Annotated in this window: 15 protein-coding genes; 9 read left to right on the forward strand and 6 right to left on the reverse strand. The window is 35.0% G+C overall.

From position 1 onward, the window contains the following. The first annotated feature begins 199 nt into the window (after positions 1 to 199). The gene (locus tag T367_RS22795) at positions 200 to 598 is read left to right on the forward strand and encodes an energy transducer TonB (protein WP_051568620.1); all 399 of its coding nucleotides are present in this window, start codon (positions 200 to 202) and stop codon (positions 596 to 598) included. A gap of 23 nt (positions 599 to 621) precedes the next feature. Then, complete coding sequence (locus T367_RS0116420; RefSeq protein WP_027420828.1) at positions 622 to 1,419, forward strand: hypothetical protein; 798 nt, start codon at positions 622 to 624, stop codon at positions 1,417 to 1,419. Here T367_RS0116420 and ygiD read toward each other — a convergent pair. Then, positions 1,416 to 2,276: a 4,5-DOPA-extradiol-dioxygenase gene (gene ygiD / locus T367_RS0116425; RefSeq protein ID WP_027420829.1), complete on the reverse strand. Its 861-nt coding sequence runs from the start codon at positions 2,274 to 2,276 to the stop codon at positions 1,416 to 1,418. The genes T367_RS0116420 and ygiD overlap by 4 nt on opposite strands. Before the next feature lie 192 nt (positions 2,277 to 2,468). Here ygiD and T367_RS0116430 point away from each other — a divergent pair, with 192 nt between their 5' ends. Together T367_RS0116430 and T367_RS22800 are read left to right on the forward strand one after the other, a co-directional pair. Next, positions 2,469 to 3,017 (forward strand): ClpP family protease, encoded by a 549-nt coding sequence (locus T367_RS0116430; protein ID WP_027420830.1) that lies wholly within the window; start codon positions 2,469 to 2,471, stop codon positions 3,015 to 3,017. Between the two features lie 20 nt (positions 3,018 to 3,037). Further along, entirely contained in the window at positions 3,038 to 3,754 is a 717-nt protein-coding gene (locus T367_RS22800; protein WP_051568621.1) for an alpha/beta fold hydrolase, read from the forward strand. Positions 3,755 to 3,802: 48 nt separating this feature from the next. Here the strand turns inward: T367_RS22800 and T367_RS0116440 are convergent, their stop codons facing one another. From T367_RS0116440 to T367_RS0116460, 5 genes are all read right to left on the reverse strand, one after another. Further along, positions 3,803 to 4,636, reverse strand: coding sequence for a DUF2911 domain-containing protein (locus tag T367_RS0116440; protein WP_027420831.1), 834 nt, complete (start codon positions 4,634 to 4,636; stop codon positions 3,803 to 3,805). Positions 4,637 to 4,642: 6 nt separating this feature from the next. Continuing rightward, the gene (locus tag T367_RS0116445; protein WP_027420832.1) at positions 4,643 to 6,313 is read right to left on the reverse strand and encodes a sodium:solute symporter; all 1,671 of its coding nucleotides are present in this window, start codon (positions 6,311 to 6,313) and stop codon (positions 4,643 to 4,645) included. A 102-nt stretch (positions 6,314 to 6,415) separates the two neighbouring features. Next, a complete protein-coding gene (locus tag T367_RS0116450) occupies positions 6,416 to 8,890 on the reverse strand; it encodes a PIG-L family deacetylase (protein WP_035845412.1) in 2,475 nt (824 codons plus the stop codon). Beyond that, the gene (locus tag T367_RS0116455) at positions 8,880 to 11,261 is read right to left on the reverse strand and encodes an outer membrane beta-barrel protein (RefSeq protein ID WP_027420834.1); all 2,382 of its coding nucleotides are present in this window, start codon (positions 11,259 to 11,261) and stop codon (positions 8,880 to 8,882) included. Before T367_RS0116455 ends, T367_RS0116450 begins: the two co-directional genes overlap by 11 nt. A 466-nt stretch (positions 11,262 to 11,727) precedes the next feature. Further along, positions 11,728 to 12,006 carry a hypothetical protein gene (locus tag T367_RS0116460; RefSeq protein ID WP_027420835.1) on the reverse strand — a complete coding sequence of 93 codons (279 nt, stop codon included), beginning with the start codon at positions 12,004 to 12,006 and terminating at the stop codon, positions 11,728 to 11,730. Positions 12,007 to 12,215: 209 nt separating this feature from the next. On the opposite strand from T367_RS0116460, the gene ccsA reads away from it, so the two are divergent. From ccsA to T367_RS0116485, 5 genes are all read left to right on the forward strand, one after another. Further along, a complete protein-coding gene (ccsA, locus tag T367_RS0116465; RefSeq protein WP_027420836.1) occupies positions 12,216 to 15,344 on the forward strand; it encodes a cytochrome c biogenesis protein in 3,129 nt (1,042 codons plus the stop codon). A 127-nt stretch (positions 15,345 to 15,471) separates the two neighbouring features. Next, complete coding sequence (locus T367_RS0116470; protein ID WP_027420837.1) at positions 15,472 to 16,008, forward strand: PKD domain-containing protein; 537 nt, start codon at positions 15,472 to 15,474, stop codon at positions 16,006 to 16,008. A gap of 34 nt (positions 16,009 to 16,042) precedes the next feature. Beyond that, positions 16,043 to 18,466: a PKD domain-containing protein gene (locus T367_RS0116475; RefSeq protein ID WP_027420838.1), complete on the forward strand. Its 2,424-nt coding sequence runs from the start codon at positions 16,043 to 16,045 to the stop codon at positions 18,464 to 18,466. A gap of 118 nt (positions 18,467 to 18,584) precedes the next feature. After that, the gene (locus T367_RS0116480; RefSeq protein WP_027420839.1) at positions 18,585 to 19,415 is read left to right on the forward strand and encodes a hypothetical protein; all 831 of its coding nucleotides are present in this window, start codon (positions 18,585 to 18,587) and stop codon (positions 19,413 to 19,415) included. A 42-nt stretch (positions 19,416 to 19,457) separates the two neighbouring features. Next, positions 19,458 to 19,887 (forward strand): hypothetical protein (locus T367_RS0116485; RefSeq protein ID WP_157454281.1); only part of this gene is annotated, 430 nt, incomplete at its 3' end.

Raw genomic sequence — 19,887 nt, forward strand, 5'->3', positions numbered from 1 at the left:
GTAAATTTAGAGGTTTTTTAATCAAAACCTTACTATTTATATCATTTATGTGGGAATTTGTTTTAGTTGAATTCAGTTATTAATGACGATGCTAATGTAAGCGCAACCAAAGACAACAATCGCCAATTGACGCACGTTTAAAGATTAATTACTATCTTCATCGATAAGTAAGGATCGAAAACACCTAATTGTCAACACTATGAAAAATATATTCCGAATTATTCTTTTAGCTACCTTAACTTTTGGAGCTTTCCAAGTGCAAGCTTCCATTCTCGTACAAAAAGATACTGTTTACACTATCGTAGATGTCGAACCTCAATTTAAAGGAGGAGAAAAGAAAATGGCGAAGTTCATCCAAGAAGAAGTAGTATACCCTCAAGATGCCTTGGATACAAAAGCTCAAGGAGTTGTTTATATTCAGTTTATTGTGGAGAAAGATGGTGCATTGTCTAATCTAAAAGTCGTAAAAGGAGCAAATATCGCATTGAATAAAGAAGCTGAACGCATTGTTGCTGAAATGTCGAATTGGACACCTGGACTGAAGAATAATGAAGCTGTTCGAACTTATTATGTATTGCCAATCAATTTTAGATTGTAAAATTCCTAACTCAAACATATACTATGAAAACAATAACAACAATTTTATTTTCTTTTTTATCAATAGCAACTTTTGCCCAATGTGAAGATTTTGATGTTGAGGTTACTAGGGTAGACCCATATTGTTATGGTGATTCAACGGGCTGGATTGAAATTTTTGGAGTGGGAGGAACAGAACCATATACAGTGGAGATTAGAAATGAAGATGGCGATCTAATGAATGAGGCTGACGCGATCAGAGCTACAGATTTACCTACTGGCGAATATTCATTTTATATAATTGATGATGCGGGCTGTGAAATTGAGAACTTAATAATAATTAATTCACCCGATTCACTGAGTTTTGTAGAGTTTGGAAGTGAAGATGGAGAACCAGGGGGATATTGTCTCTTATATATGGCTGCAAGTGGGGGTACACCTAATTATTCTTATGAATGGACATTAGAGGGAGACCCTGATTGGAGTTTTAATAATACAACTATTTCAGTAACTCAGGCAGGTTGTTATATTGGAACGGTAACAGATAATTATGGATGTACGCTTTCTAGAAGAACATGCGTAGGTTGGCTAGGAATTGAAGATCAAATTTCGGAGCAAATGGACCTTGTTTATTCTATGTCTAAAAACACCGTTCAAATCAATGGTGATGGATTGGCGTATATTAAACTGTACAATATCAATGGTCAATTATTGGTCGAACAGACTTTACAATCGGGCATGAATAATATAATTGATACTAAGCTTCAACCGAATATGATTTACGAAGTAATTACTGAGAATGGTATGAATTATTCCGGTAAAGTAACTCAGTTCCAACCTTAATTCGTTGGTTGAATCAATACAGAGGTCATACTCAACGATCCAGCTATCATTTTATCATTGAATAAACTTACTTTGTCTTTTTTATCCTTTAATGCTAACGAATAAATCAAAGGCAGATAATGTTCTGGTGTAGGAACTGCTAACTGTATTGCGGATCCCATATTTTGATAATTCAATAAAGGATTAAAATCACCGTCTAAAATATGTTGGTTGAACTTTGCTCTGGCTTCTATCGCCCAATCAAAGCCGTAATCGACTTCATCCATGCGTTTAAAATCAACCTTTCTTAAATTATGAACGATATTCCCACTGCCCACAATTAGTACGCCACGCTCTCTTAAAATACTGAGTTTTTTGGCCAATTCAAAATGATAAGCAACAGGTTTTGTATAATCAATACTTAATTGTATTACAGGCACGTCAGCATCGGGATATAAATGTTTAATAACCGACCAAGTACCATGATCTAATCCCCATTCATCGTCCAATACAATTTCGGTAGGCAATAACAATTCTTTGGTGGTTTTTGCCAATTCAGGACTGCCTTTTGCCGGGTATTGAACATCGAATAATGCTTGAGGAAAACCGCCGAAATCATGAATCGTTTTTGGCATTTCCATCGCAGTTACTTTTGTTCCTTTGGTAAACCAATGTGCCGAAATACAAAGAATGGCATTTGGTTTTGTTAGCGTTTTTCCAACCGTTTTGAATCCTTCAACAAATTCATTCTCATTAATGGCATTCATTGGATTTCCATGACCAAAAAATAGTACAGGCATCTTTTTGGTCGGTGAAAAAAATGTCGTCAAATTTTCTAAAGCACTCAAATTATTTGCAAATCCAGCTAATGGTACCATACTCAATAGTTTTATGAAGTTGTTTCGATTCATGTCACTAAGATAGGAATAAATACGTTACGTGTTGCAACATCTATTTAATGCGTTTTAGATTGTTTTAACACCGTTTATCCGACTAAATGGACATCCATCAATAATTATTACAAAATTATAGAAGATTAGTATTAAATTTAAGCAAAACAAGAAATACAAATGGAAAACATTACCAAATTACAAGATATAATAGACAGTAAAATTTTAAATGATAGAAAAGTCTTTTTATGGGGACAAGTAGATGATGATTCTGCAAAACATGTCATTGATAGATTGTTATATTTAGAATTGATTGACCCTAAAAAAGAAATCCAATTGGTGATTAACAGTCCAGGTGGTTATGTAACTTCAGGTTTCGCTATTTATGACACTATGAAAGCGATTAAATGCCCAATATCAACAGTTTGTACAGGATTAGCAGCATCAATGGGATCAATCTTATTATCTGGCGGAGACAAAGGAAGAAGATTCATCTTACCTCATGCAAAAGTGATGATTCACCAACCAAGTGGCGGAGCAGGTGGACAAGCTTCTGATATCGAAATTCAAATGGATGAAATTATTAAAACAAAGAATATAAGTGCGCAAATTTTGGCAGATAACTGTGGTCAGACTTTGGAGCAAGTTCAAAAAGATTTTAATAGGGATTATTGGATGACAGCAGAGGAATCTATCGCATATGGTATCGTTGATGGCCTAGCAAAATAGACTAAATAAAATTGAAATAGATGACATTAAGAAGTCTTTTTATATTTATCTTCTTAGGTTATTTTGCGTCTTTAAAAGCGCAGGATAACCCTGTCATTTATTTAATTCCTGGGCAAGGATCAGACGCTAGGATTTTTAAAAACATCAACATTGATAGTCTTTACGATGTGCGAAACATAATCTATTCCGTTCCAGAAGAGAATATGTCGATGAATACGTTTGCCAGAGAGTTGGCAAAACAAATTGATACCAATCAAAGGTTTATCTTAATTGGTGTTTCGTTAGGAGGTATGTTGGCTACCGAAATGAATAGCTTTCTCAAACCAGAAAAAACAATTCTAATATCGAGTGCCAAAACAAAAAAGGAATTGCCTTGGCGATATCGATTTCAAAATAAGCTTCCTGTTTATAAAATCATGTCGAGCAAAATGTCCAAAAAAGGGGCATTATTCATGCAGCCAATAGTCGAACCTGACAGGAATAAAGAGAAGGAGACATGCGTTGCAATGTTGGAGGCTAAAGATCCTCTTTTTCTCAGTCGCACAATTGCGATGATCATGACTTGGCAAAGAACCAGTTTTGAAGGCGATATTCTGCATATCCACGGTTCCAACGATCATACCATTCCAATGAGGAATGTTAATGCAGATTATAAAATAAAAAAAGGATCACATATGATGACCCTTACCAGAGCTGATGAAATAGAAGTCTTGATCAGCAAAATATTATCCAAATAAAAAAAGCAGGCCCAATGGACCTGCTTTTCTATAAAATTTTCATTCGAATTATTTCCAACCTTTTACAGTAGATTCAATGAATGAAGCATAACCCATAGACTTTTCTTCTACAGCCATTTTGTGTGCTTTATCACCCAATTCAATTGCTTCAGCAGTCTTTCCTTCTTCTTGTAATAATCTTGCTTTTAAGAAATATGCACGGAATGAAGGCTTTAAAGACAATGATTTTTCAACATGTGTCATTGCTGACTTGTTGTTCTTTAAAGATTGGTAGAAATAATTAGCAGCGTTATAATAAACGTCTTCTAAATTTTCACCTTTTTTAATTGCTGCATCAATATTTGCTTTTGCAAACTGATCAGTTGCTAATGTAAAAGGTACATCAACTCTCACTTTTTCCCATTGAATAGAAATTACACCTGAGTTATTCGTTAAAGTATTGAACTCAATAACCAATGTCTCATTAAAAGAATTTGTAGTAGCTTTTACTTTTACAGAAGCTACATCTTTTTTCGTGTCATAATTTCCTGTTCCACCTTGCTCAATATCTGAGTTGAAAGCGATTGTCCACTCACCATTATTACTTGGCGTTGCGAAAACAGAATAAGTTCCAGCAGGTAAATTTTTACCACCAATTTTAACGTCTGTTGAACTTGTGAATTTTGTACATGCATTCGCACCTAATCTCCAAACTTGATCATAAGGAACTAACTCTCCGAAGATTGTTCTGCCTTTTACACTTGGTCTAGAATACTCTAACGCTAATTCAGATACACCTACTGATTGAGTAATTTTAGCCAATGGACTTGGCGATGGTAAAGTTTGACCGTAAGATGTACCTAACATCAAGCCAGCTGCTACTAATAGAACTAATTTTTTCATTTTTATTTATTTTTGGTTTATACTAATTTGAACGATTATTCCTGAGACTACAACAACAAAGCTACCTATAATGTTATACAATAAGTAACTTAATTCGACGTAATCTAAGACGGTTAATGTATGTAATGTTAAAACGAAAAGTTGGCCAATGATTGCGCCAATTAAAGCGGCTTTCCCATTAATTCTTTTAAAGAAAAATGCCAATAAGAATACACCTAATATTGTACCGTAGAAAAGTGATCCTAAAATGTTGACCAATTGAATTAAGTTTTCAAAAAGACCTGCAGTTAATGCGATAACGATCGCTAAAACTCCCCATCCTACGGTTAATAATTTGCTCGCTCTTAAATCTGTTTTTTCATCGTCCGATCTCGACCAGTACTTCTTGTAAAAATCAATTGTTGTGGTAGAAGCTAATGCGTTTAATTCTCCAGCTGTTGATGACATAGCAGCTGAGAAAATCACGGCTAATAATAATCCGATCAATCCTTTCGGTAAGAAATTTAATACAAAGGTTAAAAAGATATAATCACTGTCTTTTGATTCGTAATCATCATCTATTTTCGCCATTGTAGTCTTATACGTAGCGCGCAAAGAATCTTGGTTCTTTTGTAAAGTCTGAACCAATTCAATTGAAGCAGAATTATTACTGTCCCAATTCTCTAATACGTCTTTTTTCGTTTCAAAATTTGCGTCGTATTCTGATTCAATAGCTTGTAATTCGGCATTCTTCTGTGTTTCAATATTTACTGCAGAAGTATTAAAAATAATCGGTGGTTTATTAAATTGGAATGAAACGAATACCATAATACCAACTAATAGTATGAAGAACTGCATAGGTATTTTAAATAAACCGTTAAACATCAATCCTAATCGAGATGCTTTTAAAGTTTTACCGCCTAAATATCTTTGTACTTGCGATTGATCTGTCCCGAAATAGGAAAGGAATAAAAATAATCCCCCAATTAAACCAGAGAATAAGGTATATCTATTAGAAGGATCAACTTCTAAATTGATGATTTCCATTTTACCAAGTGATCCTGCGATATCTATACCATCAGCAAAACCTATATTCGATGGGAAACTTTGTATGACATAATAAAAAGCCAAGAACATGCCGCCCATTATAACAGTCATTTGCCATTTTTGCGTCAAGGACACAGCTCTACTTCCGCCTGAAACAGTGTAAACGATTACCAGCACACCGATGATAACACAAGTCAATTGTAAGTTCCAATCGAGTAGGGTAGACAGAATAATTGCTGGCGCATAAATAGTAATTCCTGCTGCCAATCCTCTTGAAACTAAGAATAAAAAAGCGGTAAACGAACGAACTTTAGAGTCAAATCTTTGTTCTAGATATTGATAAGCTGTATAGACTTTAAGGCGATAATAAATCGGTAAAAAGAATATAGAGATTAATATCATTGCCAATGGCAGACCAAAATAGAATTGGATGAATCCCATTCCACTTTCATAAGCTTGGCCAGGTGTTGATAAAAATGTAATGGCACTGGCTTGAGTTGCCATAATTGACAAACCAATGGTCATCCAGTTTTCTGAATTGTTCCCCTTTAAATAACCTTCTAGATTATTGTTTTTTCTTGTTTTCCAAGATCCATACCCAACAATGAGTAAAAGGGTAGAAATAAGTACTGTCCAATCTATCCAACTCATAATTAATATTGATTAGATATCAGTAGATAAATGATTATTTGAGCCAATAATAATAGCACCAAGCCCCAGTACCACGCTCGCCAATTTGTCTTGTCTTCCTGTTCAGTCATTTTGGTAACTTAATAAGTTTGCGAATAATCGATATGCTCCTTCAACACCATTCGGTAATTCTCTAAAAAAGGAAATTCCAGTATAGATAATCTGACCTTTTCCGTGTTGTGCAACTATTAATGCTCCATCTTGTGCAGCTTCATCTTCGTCATGCCATGAGAATAATGGTTGATAAGCCTTATCCCAGTTATTAGCAAAGTATAAACCTCTTTCTTGCACCCAATTTTCAAAATCTTTTTGAGTAATCGCATTAGGCGTATTCATAATCTGATGTTTTGGTGCTAAAAATTTTACTGGAGCATCTTCTTCAGTAACACGATTACGAGATAATTCGAAAGGTAATGGACCTCCGAATGTTTCTCCAGTTTGTTGTCTACCTGCTGTATTGTACTGGATAATTAAATTCCCACCATTCTCAACGTAGGTATATAATTTTGTATCAAAATTCTTAACCTCTGGATAGACATTATAAATACGAATACCAAATACAACTGATTGATATTTATTCAAATCAATATTTGCCAAATCTTTTACTTCAAAAACTTCAACATCAAAACCTAATTGTGAAATCGCTTGTGGAACAGCGTCATCAACTCCTTTAATATAAGCAACCTTACCTGGATTGATTTTTGCATCTAATTTGATACATGTTAAATCAGCTTTTCTGAAGATTACTTGTGTTGGAATGTGGTCATATACAATTTCAGTATAGCTGAAAATTTCATCACCTGCATTATTCTTTAATACCAAATTTCCTCTTTGTGCGTCATTTGATGCTTTTAATTCAAATTCAACCCAAACATCCTCATTCTTCTTATCAATTTTAACAGGAATTTCACATGGTGTTACCGTCCATCCACTTGGTACCGATAACGTCAGTTTATCGTTAATGTCCCCTTCAAAACTATGGAGTTGTAATCTTATTTTTTTTGACTTTTCAGGTTGTAAAATCACGATTTTTTCGTCGAAATTGGCAGAAAAACTAGGCGCTGTTATCACACTTCTTCGGCGTTCACCATATGACGGATCCTTCCATTTATGCTCAACAGCTACAGGCAGTGGCATCTCTGTTCCATCAATATTAACCACTATACTATAATGATACGAGGGAGAACCTTCAGCTTTACCTAAATTGGCCGCATTTTTAACTGTAAACAATGTGTTAAAAGGCGCCTGTAACCAATACGGATTACTTAAAACATTGGTTGATTTAAGCGGAGTTGACTCGACGATAATTTCATTTGTAGGTAAATTGATGTCTACTTTTTTCTGACTTGTACCTAAGTTGATCGCAACCAATTTTACGGGTAAATTAGATCTGTTTAACAAGTTTAATTCACAGTCAATTTCTGATCCTTGAACGTAAGCATAATCATTACTGATAGCCTCAACATATAATCCTAAACAATCTTGAATGATGGCAGTACATCTTGCCAATTTTTCTGTTTTAAAAGTTGATTCTGGTAAGTTATTGATGTCTTTGCGTAAAGCTAATAAAGCTGGAACGTTTTTTTCAAGGTCTACAAAATTAAAGTTGGCTACAATCGAATCTAACTTCGCTTCAAATTCTTTATTGATTAAGCTGGTCCAAGTTCTCGTATTGTTCTCAAAGAAACCGTCTTTCAACTTTGTTCCCTTCATATATTCAAAATATTCAAGCTGTGTACCACGATCTAAAATCGCTCCAAATCCTTGACATTTATGCTGACTTCTAGCAATCGTTCCAATTTCGGTATAAGATTTACCTAAAAGCGTATTATAGCCACCAATATCTTGAATGATATATTCAGGATTGTTAACAGCTGTCGTCTTTAATTCTTTATTCCACCAACTCGAAGCATTCCAGTATAAAGACCCCGTTTGCCAAGTACCGAATTTTCTTACTTGCTCCGGTAAATAATTTTTATCTGCAGCTTTCTCAAATGCTTCAATTGCTAGCATTGCTGAAGCTGTGTGATGACCATGTCCACCTCTTTTATCTGGTGGAAATCTCGTGATAATTACGTCGGGTTTAAATTGACGAATAACCAATACAACGTCTGATAAAATTTCATCATTGCCCCATAATTCTAACGATTCTTTCGCTGATTTTGAATAACCGAAATCAACAGCTCTCGTAAAATATTGTTTGGCTTTGTCAAACGATCGGGCAGCTAATAATTCTTGTGTTCTTAATACCCCTAAATCTTCACTTAATTCGTCACCTATCAAGTTCTGACCACCATCACCACGTGTTAATGATAAATAGGCTGTTTCTGCTTTTTCATCTAAAGAGAAATAAGCCAGTGCTCTTGTGTTTTCATCATCTGGATGGGCTGCAATATAAAGCACACGCTTTAAACTTTGCATTTTTTGTAGGTTTACATAAATAGCGCCTATGTCTTCATTCGCTAGAACAGAAAAATTGTTACTTAAAATGGCGAATACAGTAAGTAATAAATATGTAGTTTGTTTTCTAAAAGTCATCTCCGTTGTCGTTATTTGCGTTTCTTTTTTCTTTAAAGTTGTTAAACTTTAAAGATAAGCCCACTACTATTGTTGGTGTTCTTGGCTCGTTTAATGAATAAATCTCAATATTATTGCTGATCGTAGTGCTTTCTCTTTTTGTAGTTGAAAAGACATCTCTAACTTGTAAAGTAGCTGTAGCATTTTTCTTCCAGAATGACTTTCTTAAAGCTAAGTTGGCCCTAAAGAATGGACTTGTTAGACCTTGAGCAGTCGTTACAGGACCATTATAACTCGTCATTAATTGAATTTTCCAATCATTTTTTAGACTGAATGAATTGTTTAATTGTGCGGTCCAGTTAATTGCTTGTTGATCAAAAATTAAATCGTCGACTTGACCTTTTAACATATAATTAAATACCGTTCCACTTACAGTTGCTCGCCACCATGGTTTTATAATATGATCAAGCGACAATTCAAGACCTGTTGCATTTGATGTTCCAACATTTTCTGGCATTGTAATGACTATTTCATCCTCGTATACCCTTTGAATTCTTTCTGTTTTATTAATGACTTGTCTATGGTACGCTTCGAAAGAAAAAGTGGATTTTTTACTCATGTTTTGAATCCAACCAAATTCAAATGAATTGATATATTCGGGTAATAAATTAATGTTCCCTGTTCGAACAGAATATTGATCAACCCATGTGATAAAAGGTTCCATATACCAACTTCTTGGACGTTCTATTTTTCTACTATAACTTAATATGAATTGAGTTTTATCACTTTGTTGATAAGAAGTATGAACACTTGGAAAAAGGTCAAATCGCTCAATTTTTGCAGACTCTCCTTTAGATGGAATAATGTCTCGATCTGTATACTCTCCACGAAGACCAAATTGATAACCTAATTTTTTAACCTTACCATTAAACATTAAATAAGCAGCGTGAATATTTCTTGTATAATTTACATCCGTTGAGAATAGTGGTGTTTCAATATATTCTGCAGCTGTAGGATCGTATGTAAATGCTTTTGTAAAATCAGTACTATTTCCTAAATCTGATTGTAAACCTGCTAAAAATTGATTCCCATTTTCAAAAGGTTTTTGATAGTCTAATTTGAATCTAAATCGGCCAGTCGGACCAGTTTCTGTATTTCTATTCCCTCCATCAAGTGAACCTGGCGTATAATAATAGTTCGTTATTGCTTCTTCCTCTCCATTTCTTCCTCTATAGAATCCACTAAGGGTGATGAAATGAGATTTTTTATCGTTGAAATAATGAAAGTAATCTAGATAAGCTCTACTACCGCTGAAATCCCAATCTCTATTCTCCGTATTATAATATGAACTTGTTTCTTCGCCATTCGTGAAGGTTTGTATGGTTGATTTGTTATCCATCGACATTTTGAAACCGCTGTATTCATAACTGACATTTATTGCATTCTTTTCGTTTAAACGAAATTCAATACCTGCTGTTGCCCCAAAAGACAATCGTTTGCGTAGGTTTTCACCTTCAAGGCGATACAAATTATCTAAACTGTCACTTTTGGTTAATCTTTCTGTAATTTGCTGAGAAGGGGAGTCGTTGGTTCTGAAATTAGCCCCCAAATTTAAAGTGACTTTCTTGCGCTGAATTTGAAAAGTTCCATCGGCGTTATAAGCATTGTACAATCCTGCACCAATATTTATAATTCCACTTGTACCGTTCGTTTTATCCTTTTTTGTAATGATGTTGATAACGCCACTAACTCCTTCCGAATCGAATTTAGAAGAAGGATTGGTCATTATTTCAATGTCTTCAATCGAACTCGCAGGAATCATTTTTAAGGCATCACTGGCATCCATTAAAGACGGTTTTCCATCAATTAGTAGCGTATAGCTCGAACTGCCTCTTAGACTTAAATTCCCCTCAATATCGGTTGAGATAGATGGTACATTTTCTAACACTTCAAAAGCCGTCGCAGATGTATTGGCATAATCTTGCGATACTTTTAGTACTTTTTTATCAATCTCATACTTAACAACATCTTGCTTGCTAATAACCATTACTTGGTCTAATACTTTTTCGTTTTCTGCAATTTTTATTTTACCAAGATCGAGTTGATTTTCATTTAGTGAAAAATTGACATATTTGTTTTCAAATCCAAAGAAAGAAACCTCTAAATAGTAGTTTCCGTATTGGATATTTTCAAAAATAAAATTACCATCAATATCACTAAGATTTCCTTTTATAAAAGTACTATCAGTAGCAGTATGTAGTTTAAGTGTAACGAAAGATTGAGACACTTCAGGTTTTTCGGTGATAATACCGCCTGTAATTTTACCCGTGTCCTGAGTGAAAGCATAATTCACTGTAAGAAAACCTGTTAAGATTAAAAAAAACTTACGCATCCCTTTTTTATTTTTAAATTTTAAGGGAAAGTTTACACCCCTTTGCTCGGCGGCAAAAATAGATGTTTTAAATTCAAAATTTCTTAAATTTTTGTTAAATCATGAAAATATCAATCACTTTACGACCGTAGATATTTCGTACTTAATGAGCCAATAATCCATAGATATGTGTTGTAACAATGAAATAAGCCCCGATCTTATTGGATCGAGGCTTATTCTTTACAAAAGATTAATTGTGTTAAAGGATTTCAAAGCAATAAAATCTCAGTAACTTTTTTCAAGCTTAAAAGTGGTGAATGTTCCTTTTAAGTGGATAACGTAGGTTATCGAATATTTTTATTTGAGCAAATTGTGTTTAGGGTTAATGTTTCTCATTTTAGTTTCAAAATTAAAAGTAAGCGTACAGATAATTAATTCGATTAATTATCTGCGAGTTGTGCGTTTTTTACGATAATTAGTTGGATTTTTACTTTTTTGCGTTAATTTTTGGTGAAGATTTATTTAGGTGCGGCGAATTTGATTTTATGTGCAAGCTATCGTAAGTGCGAATAAAAAGTGAATCAATTCCGTAAGTTGGAATCTGTTTTAATTTTAAGCTATCAGGCTTGATGTATAATAACTTTTGAGGATGCGCAATAACGTGATGAATGGTGTCTTGTGCAGGCTTTTTAATATCCGTTTTTTGACCGAATAGGATAAGTGTTGAAAGTACTGTGAAATAAAAGGATAAAATTTTGCCAAGCATTTGTTTGATTTTAATCCATTGACGTAGATAGTTTTATATGGTCACAAAAGAAAATGAAATTATTTTTCTTCAGGAGAAAATTATTAATAGCCTTTATATTGTTGTATTCGACTGAAGCTTAAAACTTATTTAAATTATTCGCTTTTTAGACAAGAGTTCAAAAAAAACGGAGTAAATTTGCACCTGTTAATCTGTAAAAATATTGCTGCATGAAACAAGTGTTAGATAAAGTTTTTTCAATGTCATTAATGGCTTTAGCGTTACTGGCATTTTTTGTAGCAATTGGTTGGGCAACTTTTATTGAAAATGACTTCGGAACCCCTGTAGCCCAAAAGTGGATTTACAAAGCAAAATGGTTCGAATTAATTCTAGCTTATTTGTTTTTTACAATGATTTATAATATATATAGATATAAATTATTGCAATGGAAAAAATTAGGCTCATTAACTTTTCATGTCGCATTTTTAATTATTCTGATCGGTGCTTTTATTACACGAGTTGTTGGGTTTGAAGGTGCAATGTTGATTCGTGAAGGTGGTTCTTCAAATGTTATCATCAGTGCTGAAACTTATATTCAAATTAAGGTTCATGATCAGAATCAGCAATATGTTTATGATATGCCTGTGATAATTGAGGCGGGAACCGATAACAGTTTTTCGCATCAGTTTTCTTTTCCTGGCGAAGAAGAGGAAATAGAACTGTCTTTTGTTAGTCTTCTAGAGCATGCTAAAGATACAATCGAAATAACAGGTGAAAAATTAGGTGATCCTTATTTGGAAATTGTCACAGTTGGTGATGCTGGAAGAAATTATAATTATTTAAAATCAGGCGATCAATTAGTTGATAATGGGTTACCATTAAGTTTTAATAAAGATAGTATCAATTTTATAAATATTATTTCAACGGATTCAGGTGTGTTTATTAGACCGCCATTTGAAATTACTTATCTGCAAATGTCTGACCAATCAGTAGGTGTTTATAAGGCAGATAGCTTACAAAGGTTTATTACGAAGAGATTGTATACTTATAACGAACAACAGTTTGTATTTAACGCATATTACCCTAGCGCTAAATTGTTAACAGTGAGTGATCCGAAAGTAATGAAAGATAAGAAAGCAGTAACAATGCTTGCTAAACAAGGTGATTTATCAAACGAATTTACAGCTATAGGCGGTAAAGGGATGATGCCGAATTTATTCAAATTTAAAATGGGTAACTTGTATTATGAAATAGCTTATGGATCTAAACAAATTAAATTGCCTTTTCATATTTATCTAAATGATTTTGAATTAAAAAGATACGCAGGGACGGATAATCCATCATCTTATTCGAGTAAAGTTACTGTATTAGATCTTGATCATGAAGTAGAAATGCCGCATCATATCTATATGAATAATGTCTTAGATTATGGAGGTTACAGATTTTTTCAATCATCTTATGATGAAGATGAAAAAGGTACGATACTTTCTGTAAATCACGATGCATTAGGAACGAACATAACTTACTTAGGATATTTAATTTTAGCCTTAGGATTTATAATTAACCTTTTCGCAAAAGAGGGTAGATTTAGAATATTGATGAGAAAAGCGAAAGCAATTCGTGAAAAAAGAGCAAGTATCAACCTTTTAATTTTAGGATTACTTTTATCTAGTGTCGGTTTTGGTCAAGAGAAAAATGATTCGATCTCAAATGACGGTTTACCTGCGTTTAAAAACGAGCACATTATAGATGCTGGACATGCTGAGAAATTTGGGAAGTTAATTATCCAAGCGAATAATGGACGTTTTCAACCTGTTCACACATTAGCAACTGACGTGCTTAAAAAAGTAAGTAGACAATCTGTTTACAATGGGCAGTCGGCAATGCAAGTGTTCTTAGGAATTCATACCAATGTTTTGGCGTGGAATCTGGAGCCTTTAATTTATGTTTCAGGTGAGGCTGTAAGAGAAAAGCTCGGTATTGATGGTTCGAGAGCTGCGCTTAAAGATTTCTTTGCCGGTGAAAAACTTGATTATATTCTTGAACATGACGCTGAAGTTGCAAGGCATAAAAAGCCAGCAGAACAGTCAGTTTATGACAAAGACGTTTTAAAAACTGACGAACGTTTGAATATTATTTTAGGGATGTTTACAGGTTTGTATTTGAAAATAATTCCCTTGCCGAATGATCCTAATCATAATTGGTATTCTCCTTTTGATAGAGATCATCCTTTTACTGGTGAGGATGAAGAATTTTTCAAAGCCATCATTCCGCTTTATAATTTGGCTGTTGAAGAAGGTTATAAAACTGGAGATTGGGCACAAGCAGATAATGTTGTGGCTTTGATTGATAAATTTCAAAGAAAAATTGCTGATAATACTGTAATTCCATCTGTTGAAAAGGTCGAATGGGAGATTGCTTATAACGAACTTGATATCTTTAAGAAATTGAATTATTACTATCTATTTGTTGGGTTGATATTATTGATTCTTCAGTTTTGGCAAATATTTAAACCAAAATTGAATTTAAAATGGCCAATGCGTATAGCATTTGTAGCCTTTACAATAATGTTTGTTTTACATGGGTTTGGCCTCGGTCTAAGATGGTATTTGTCTGGTCATGCTCCTTGGAGTAATGGATATGAAGCTGTAGTTTTTATCGCCTTTATAACAGTACTGGCAGGTTTACTATTCTATAAACAATCAAAAATCGTTTTGGGAGCAACAGGTATACTTGCTTGGTTAATGTTGTTTGTTGCGCATATGAATGCACTTGATCCTGAAATCACCAATTTAGTACCAGTACTTAAATCTTATTGGTTAATGATTCATGTAGCTATTATTACTGGTAGTTATGGTTTCCTTGGACTAGGTGCTATCTTAGGTTTTATTTGTCTCTTCTTAAACCTTGTACTAACAGATAGTAACAAACGAAAAATTATGCTCACAACAAAAGAGCTGACCTATATTACTGAAATGGCGATTATTATTGGTTTGTTTATGTTAACAATCGGTACTTTCTTAGGTGGTGTTTGGGCCAATGAGAGTTGGGGAAGATATTGGGGTTGGGATGCAAAAGAAACGTGGGCCTTGGCTTCAATCCTTGTGTATGCTATAATTATGCATTTTAGATTTATTCCAGGGTTAAAAGGACAATTTGTCTTTAATACTTTTGCATTGTGGGGCTATGGGAGTATAATAATGACGTTTTTTGGCGTTAACTTTTACTTAAGTGGTCTTCATTCTTACGCAACCGGTGACCCTATTCCAATACCTACTTGGGTGCCTATTACCATAGTGCTATTATTTATTTTGACGTTATTTTCAGGTTTAAGATTGAAAAAGTTCAGGTCAAATTAATCATTGCTTAAATATTCATATAGGATTATAATAGTAAGTTAATTTTGATTTGTTAATTTTATAGGCAACGGTATTTTTTTTTAACCGTCTGTGATTTAGGTGAATTTATCATTATTTTTAAACTGCTATGAAAATCAACGTCCTTATTTTTAGTTTACTATTCTTGAATATCAATTTGTTTTCTCAAACGGAAACGTTGGAACTATCAGGGGCTTGGTGTACTGATAATTTGAAATTGAATTTGGTGTCGGGTGACGAAATTAAAGTCCTATCTTGGGAGATAGACGGAGTTCTTCAAAAAAAATATAAAAATTTAGAGATCAATTGTAGTAAATTTGGTGAGGGAGAATACACTGTCAACTATAAAGTGAATGGTGAAAAAAAATCACTTTCTACTAATGTTCAGCCTGCGGCAGCTTTTAAAGTAGATTTTACTGGGGAATATTTTCCAGCAGCTGCGGTTACAATTTTCGACGATTTATCAACAGTGTCTAACGACAAAATTGTAGCGTTAAATTGGAACTTTGGAGATGGAACAACATCCCAAAAAGAACATCCACAAGTCTTTTTTAAAGAAAATATTGAGTATGATGTGACTTTACTTATCAAAACTGAAAACGGTTGTGAATATTCAATAACAAAAACGCATTTGGCTAATAACTAAAATATTTAGCGACGTAAAGAAAAACTAGTAGTATATGAGGTTGATTTTAATATTCTTTTTATTTATAAGTGGAGCTATTATTGCCCAGCCTACTTGCCCCAGTTATTCAAGTACTGGTACATCAAGTTCTGGATATATTTTAACGAGTGATCCAGATTGTGCAATATGTGAAGATACAGGTGAAGTAGGTCCTTGGTCAGGAGCTGGGTGTGCAGGTGTAATTGTATCAACGGCTTATGCGCCTACTTTAAGTTTAACCCTAGCTTATACTGCTGTAAATACGGTTGATTATGCTACAATATCAATAGATGGTGGCGGTATAATGACAATAACAGGTGTTAATGTTGGGGTCGCGGGAGATGTAATTGGTCCGTATCTTTGTGATGGAAGTTTTGGGGATGTATTTATAACTGTTACATCTACCTTACCTTTTAGTGTTGTGACCTTAACAAATACAGGTTGTTCTTCCGGATGGGTAATTGCTTGCCCAGGCGGGGATGGAGATGATGCTGGTCGTGATTCAACAGGTTTAGCATGCTTTGGGTCTGTATTTTTAAACGATTATTTAACGCCTGGAATTCCAATGGATGGTACTTGGGTAGAACTCACAGGTTCGGGCGCTTTTGATACAGGTACAACGGAGTTTGATGTAGATGGTATTGCACCAGGTGATTATGAATTTAGATACGATATTCTAGGGTGTGCTGGTGCTGCGGATACTGCTTATTTTACAATTACAGTTGGGGATGGATCTTTTGCAGGTGATGATGCGGATATTGTCATGTGTAATTATTTTGGTGAGACACAAGATTTGAATTTATTGATTGGTGATGCCGAACCGGGAGGTGTGTGGGAAGAAATTACAGGTTCTGGTCAATTCGATCCGGTTTCTGGGGTTTTTGAGTCAAGCGATCTACCTGGTGGATTTTATGAGTTTATCCGCGTACAAGTGTCGGCAGCTCCTTGTGAAAATGATACAGCTTTCGTTCGAATTAATGTTGTTGAACCTCCGGCTGTTGACGCTGGACCAGATGTTTTTGTTTGTGTAGGTGGTGAAGTTTTAATGGAAGCGGATAATCCTGACGGTGCCGTTATTTCTTGGGACGGAGGAGTTATTGATGGAGATTTGTTTAGACCAATTGCAACAGCAACTTACACTGTAACAGCTGACTTATTAGGTTGTGTTACTACCGATGATGTGGTCGTTACGTTAGTACCATTCCCCGATGTCGATGCTGGGTTGGATGTTGAAGTTTGTCAGTTTGACGAAGTTACACTTACAGCTGATAATCCAGAAGGTGCAACATTAACTTGGGATCCTTCGGTTGTTGATGGTGAGGTTTTTGTGCCAGATGCTTCTGGAACCTATACTGTGACAGCAGACTTGCTAGGTTGTATTTCTACAGATGACTTGTTGATTACTGTAAATCCATTACCGCTTATTGGTATAGCGGCAGTGCCATTTCCCGCTGAAGTTTGTTTGAATGAAGAAGTGACCCTCTCAGGAACGGGAGCAGGTATAGGCGGTACTTATGTTTGGGATTTAGGTGTGGTTGATGGAGAAGCTTTTTCGCCAACGTTAGGTACGACCATTTATTCCGTAACCGGTACAGATGCAAATGGCTGCGAGAATTCAGCTGCGATTAATGTTACAGTGAACCCATTGCCAGTTGTTTCTTTTACTGCGGATACCACAATGATTTGTAATCCTGATCATGTTGAATTTACCAATACAACCGATTTGCCTGGAGATGATTGTGTTTGGGATTTTGGTGATGGAGTTTCAGGTACTGGCTGTGGAACAGTTAGTCATTTGTATAATACAGTAGGTGATATGGATGTTACACTTACAGTAACAACTGCAGAAGGATGTGTTTCAGCAGTTTCTTATGCTGATTTTATTTCTGTACTTGCAGTGCCTGATGCTGATTTTATATACTCACCACAGCCAATTAATGTCGAGAATACGCAAGTTTCATTCAGAAATAAAACAGAATTTGCTACGAATTACGAATGGTTTTTTGGAGACGAATCTGGTAATTCAACAGAAGAGCACCCAATACATTATTATCCGGAAATTCCAGACGCTTATTACGATGTCTTATTAATCGCAAAAAATGATATTGGTTGTGTAGATTCAATTTCTAAGAAACTCTATATTGAAGATGTAATTCTGTTCTTTATACCGAATGCTTTTACGCCAGACGGAGATAGTTTTAACGAAACGTTTAAACTTATCATGACATCTGGTATTGATTTTTATGATTACCACTTTACAGTCTTTAACAGATGGGGAGAGAAAATGTTCGAATCTTTTGATGCGTTTTACGGCTGGGATGGTACTTATGGTTCTGCAGGAATCGTAGAGTCAGGTGTTTATGTTTGGCAATTAGAATTTGGCGATCGTGCAAGTGATAAAAAGCATCTGCATCGTGGACATTTAAACCTTTCTAAATAATTTATTGATTTCTTTTAATTACGATTCAAATAAATTGATTAATTTTCTTCGGTTGTAACATTATACTGTGGCAACCAATTAAAAGTACTAGCGTCTTAACTGTGAAAAGATTTATATTATGAAAATATTAAAACCATTTTGGCAATTATTAACGATTGTATTCGTGGGAAGCACAATTTTTAATGTTAGTTATGCACAGTGTGATTTTACGGGGTTAGACGAGATTTATTGTATTGATGATCCCGCGACTGAATTAGTTGGTGATCCAGAAGGTGGTACCTTTGAAGGTCCAGGTATAGATGGTTCAACTTTCGATCCATATATAGCTGGTGAAGGTGTGCACGAGATTACATACGAATTAAGACCAGGTGGTACTGGTGATAAATATTATATCAAATCTAATAATCGTGTCGGTCCTTGGAGTAATACGCAGAATAATCAAGCAATGGATCTTGCCTTCGGTGTTGGAGAATGGACTTTAGCAGAGTTTGAAACTGTAGTTGTAGGGGATGTATTTGTTCCTGAAACAGGATTCGTTTTTATTGATGGTTCGGATGGAATGGCGACAGAATTAGCAACATTTTTGGCTGCTAATATGGCTACTATTGAAGCATGGGTAGATGCGGGAGGACGTTTATTATTGAATTCAGCGCCAAACGAAGGTGGTGATATTGATTTTGGTTTTGGAGGAACTACGTTGAATTATGATGGCGGAGCTTCTCTTACTTGGGATGTGAACGTGGTTGATGCCCTTCACCCTGCATTGTTAGGACCTGAAACACCAACTGCTACTGTAATGGCAGGAACTTGGTATGCGCACGCTCTTATTTTAGGTGTCGGATATACAACAATTATTGTAGATGTTTTAGATGCAACTGAGGTTGTTCTTTGTGAAAAACCTTGGGGAGCTGGTCATGTTATGATGGGAGGAATGACAACTCACGGATAGCATTCACCTGTTCCTGCAGCGGGAAACTGGCGTTCAAACATTATGAATTACTTATATAATATGGGTGGTGAAGTTGAATGTTTAGTTACAAAAACAGTAACAGTTGTTGGTGGTAGAGCAGGTGAGGATTTTGATACATTATTATGCAGTAGCCCAGGTGGTACGATTGATTTGAATGGTTACCTAGTAGGTGCTGATCCAGGGGGAGTTTGGGAAGAATTAACTGAATCAGGTCAGTTTGATGCTGAAACAGGTGTTTTTAACTCGGCTGGTTTAACAACCGATGATTACGTTTTTGCTTATATCCAATATATTCCTGAGCCTTGTGGTAATGATACAGCTTTCTTTACTGTTCGTGTTCTTGAAGCGCCAGTTATTGATGCAGGACCAGATGTTTATGTTTGTATTGGTGAAGAAATATTAATGGAAGCAGGTAACCCTGATGGTGCGATTATTACTTGGAGAGGTGGCG

This window comes from Crocinitomix catalasitica ATCC 23190 (genome assembly GCF_000621625.1).
Classification (GTDB): domain Bacteria; phylum Bacteroidota; class Bacteroidia; order Flavobacteriales_D; family Crocinitomicaceae; genus Crocinitomix; species Crocinitomix catalasitica.